Raw genomic sequence first — 2,806 nt, forward strand, 5'->3', positions numbered from 1 at the left:
CCCATGACCCGCGCCCTCACGCTCATCCGCCGTCGCCTTGTCGGCAGCGTCTTCGTGCTGCTGATCGTCGTCGTCGGCACCTTCCTGCTGCTCGAAGCTGCCCCCGGCGATGCGGTCGATGCCTATATCGTCTCGACCGGTGGCGACGCCGGCATGATCGAATTGTTGCGACATCGCTGGGGCCTCGACCAGTCGGAGCTGACGCGGCTCGCCAATTACCTCTGGGCGCTGTTGCATCTCGATCTCGGCCAGTCGGTGACCTTCTCCAGGCCGATCCGCGACGTCATCCTCGAACGCCTGCCCAACACGCTGCTGTTGATGGTCAGCGCCACCGCGCTCTCCTTCGGGCTCGGCTCGGCACTCGGCATCTACGCCGGCGCACAGCCGGGCAGCTTCCGCGACCGCTTCCTGTCGATCGGCTCGCTAGCGCTCTATGCAGTGCCGGGTTTCTGGCTCGGCCTGGTGCTGATCGTCGTCTTTGCCGTCGACCTGCGCTGGCTGCCGATCGGCGGCATCGAAACCCTGGCCTCTGACAAGACCGGTCTTGACCGCGCCGCCGACATCGCCGTCCATCTCGCCCTGCCCGTTTCCGCCCTCGGCTTCATCTACCTGGCGCTCTATCTGCGCATGATGCGCGCCGGCATGGCCGAGGTCTGGCGGCAGGATTTCGTCCTGGCCGCACGCGCCAAAGGATTGTCACGCCGCCGCATCGTGCTCGCCCACGTCGCCCGCAATGCACTGCTGCCGCTGATCACCATGCTCGGCCTGCAGTCGGCGCAGATGCTCGGCGGCAGCGTCGTCATCGAGAGCGTTTTTTCCGTGCCCGGCCTCGGCCGGCTGGCGCAGGAGGCGGTCGCCTCCCGCGACACGCCGCTTCTGCTCGGCATTATCCTCACCAGCGCAGTCCTGGTCCTTGTCATCAATTTGCTCGTCGACATCGCCTACGCCTTCCTCGATCCGCGCGTAGGCGCCAGCGAGGCCGGCGCATGAGCCCGCTCCGCCGCTTTCTGCGCACGCCCGAGGCGGTCGCCGGCGCCATGCTCCTGGCGGCGCTGATCGCTATGGCGCTGTCGGCGCCGCTGCTGTTCCCCGGCGACCCGCAGGCCATCGCCGGCCCGGCGCTGCTGCCGCCGTTCCAGGACTGGTCGCTGCCGCTCGGCACCGACCGGCTTGGCCGCGACGTGCTGGCCGAGCTTTTTCATGGCGCCCGCACATCGCTGGCTGTCGGGCTCGCGGCCGCGGCCGCCGCACTTGTCGTCGGCGCCGTGGTCGGCACGTTGGCCGGCTTTGCCGGCGGCCTCGTCGACGAGGTGCTGATGCGCATCACCGACGCCTTCCAGACCGTGCCGAGCTTCCTGCTGGCACTGGCCTTCGTCAGCGTCGTCGGACCGTCGCTCGGCGTCGTCGTGATTGCCATCGCGCTCGGCACCTGGACCGGACCAGCCCGGGTCGCCCGCGCGGAAGTCCTCTCCATTCGCGAACGCGATTATGTCGCCGGGGCCAGGGTCATCGGCATGCACCCGCTGGCGATCGCCTTTCGCGAGGTGCTGCCCAATGCCCTGCCGCCGGTGCTGGCGATGTCGTCGGTGATCGTCGCCGCCGCGATCCTCACCGAAGCGGCGTTGTCGTTCCTCGGCCTGGGCGACCCCAACCGGGTCACCTGGGGCGGAATGATCGCCGAAGGCCGCGCTGTCCTGCGTACCGCGCCCTTCCTGTCGATTGTCCCGGGCATAGCGCTGGTGCTGACCGTGCTCGGCGTCTATCTCGCCGGCGAAGGCATTGTCGAGACGACAGCGGTCAGGAGAGACCTGTCGTGACCACGCTCGCTTCGATCCGCGACCTGACGGTGACCTACCGGCGTGACGGCAATGAGGTGGCAGCGCTGAGGAGTGTAGGCCTCGATATTGCCAATGGCGAACGCCTCGCCATCATCGGCGAAAGCGGTTCAGGCAAAAGCACGCTGGCACTGGCGATTGCCGGGCTGTTGCCTGCGTCCGCCAAGGTTGATGGGCGGATCGATTGGTTCTTACATCCGCCGTTGGGCGCCAAGGCGCCCCCCTCTGTCCTGCCGGACATCTCCCCCTCAAGGGGGGAGATTGGCAGTTCCCCCGCAGGCCCTCTTTCTGCATCTCTGGCGATGGGCGAAAGTGGAGACAAGGGCGTAATCTCCCCTCTTGAGGGGGAGATGTCCGGCAGGACAGAGGGGGGCCTCGTAAGGCGCAAAGTCCGAAAGTCTTCCCTCAAACAGAGCTACATCCCCCGCCTCGGCCGCGACATCGGCTTCGTCTTCCAGGACCCCTCCGCCAGCCTCGATCCTGTCATGACCATCGGCAAGCAAATCGCCGAAGTAGCGCGCACGCATCTCGGCCTCACCTGGTCCCAGTCCTATGCCAAGGCCAAAAGCCTGCTGGAGCGCGTCCGCCTGCCGGACCCGGACTCAGCCTTGCGCGCCTTCCCGCATCAGCTTTCCGGCGGCCAGAAGCAGCGTGTGGCGATCGCCGCAGCCATTGCGGCCGGTCCGAAATTGCTGATCGCCGACGAAGCGACCAGCGCGCTCGATACCATCGTACAGGCCGAGATCGTCGCCTTGATCCGACGCCTGGTGACCGAGGACGGCATGACGCTGCTGTTCATCAGCCATGACATCGCGCTGGCGGCCGATCTTGCCGACCGCATCGCCGTTTTCCGTCATGGCCAGTTGGTCGAGCTTGGCATGACGGCGCAGATTGTCGGCGCCCCGGCCCAGCCCTATACGCGTGCATTGCTCGACGCCCATATAGGCCGCGACACCAGGCCGTTGCTGGAC

3 protein-coding genes are annotated in these 2,806 nt (G+C 67.1%); all 3 read left to right on the top strand.

The features are described 5' to 3' along the window. Positions 1 to 3: 3 nt before the first annotated feature. The gene (locus EN964_RS30915; protein WP_127277159.1) at positions 4 to 990 is read left to right on the top strand and encodes an ABC transporter permease; all 987 of its coding nucleotides are present in this window, start codon (positions 4 to 6) and stop codon (positions 988 to 990) included. Next, complete coding sequence (locus tag EN964_RS30920) at positions 987 to 1,817, top strand: ABC transporter permease (RefSeq protein WP_127270539.1); 831 nt, start codon at positions 987 to 989, stop codon at positions 1,815 to 1,817. Before EN964_RS30915 ends, EN964_RS30920 begins: the two co-directional genes overlap by 4 nt. After that, a partial coding sequence (locus tag EN964_RS30925; RefSeq protein WP_245490704.1) for an ABC transporter ATP-binding protein occupies positions 1,814 to 2,806 on the top strand: 993 nt, incomplete at its 3' end. The genes EN964_RS30920 and EN964_RS30925, both read left to right, overlap by 4 nt.

It is taken from the genome of Mesorhizobium sp. M7A.F.Ca.CA.001.10.2.1 (genome assembly GCF_003998575.1).
In the GTDB taxonomy this organism is placed as follows: Bacteria; Pseudomonadota; Alphaproteobacteria; order Rhizobiales; family Rhizobiaceae; genus Mesorhizobium.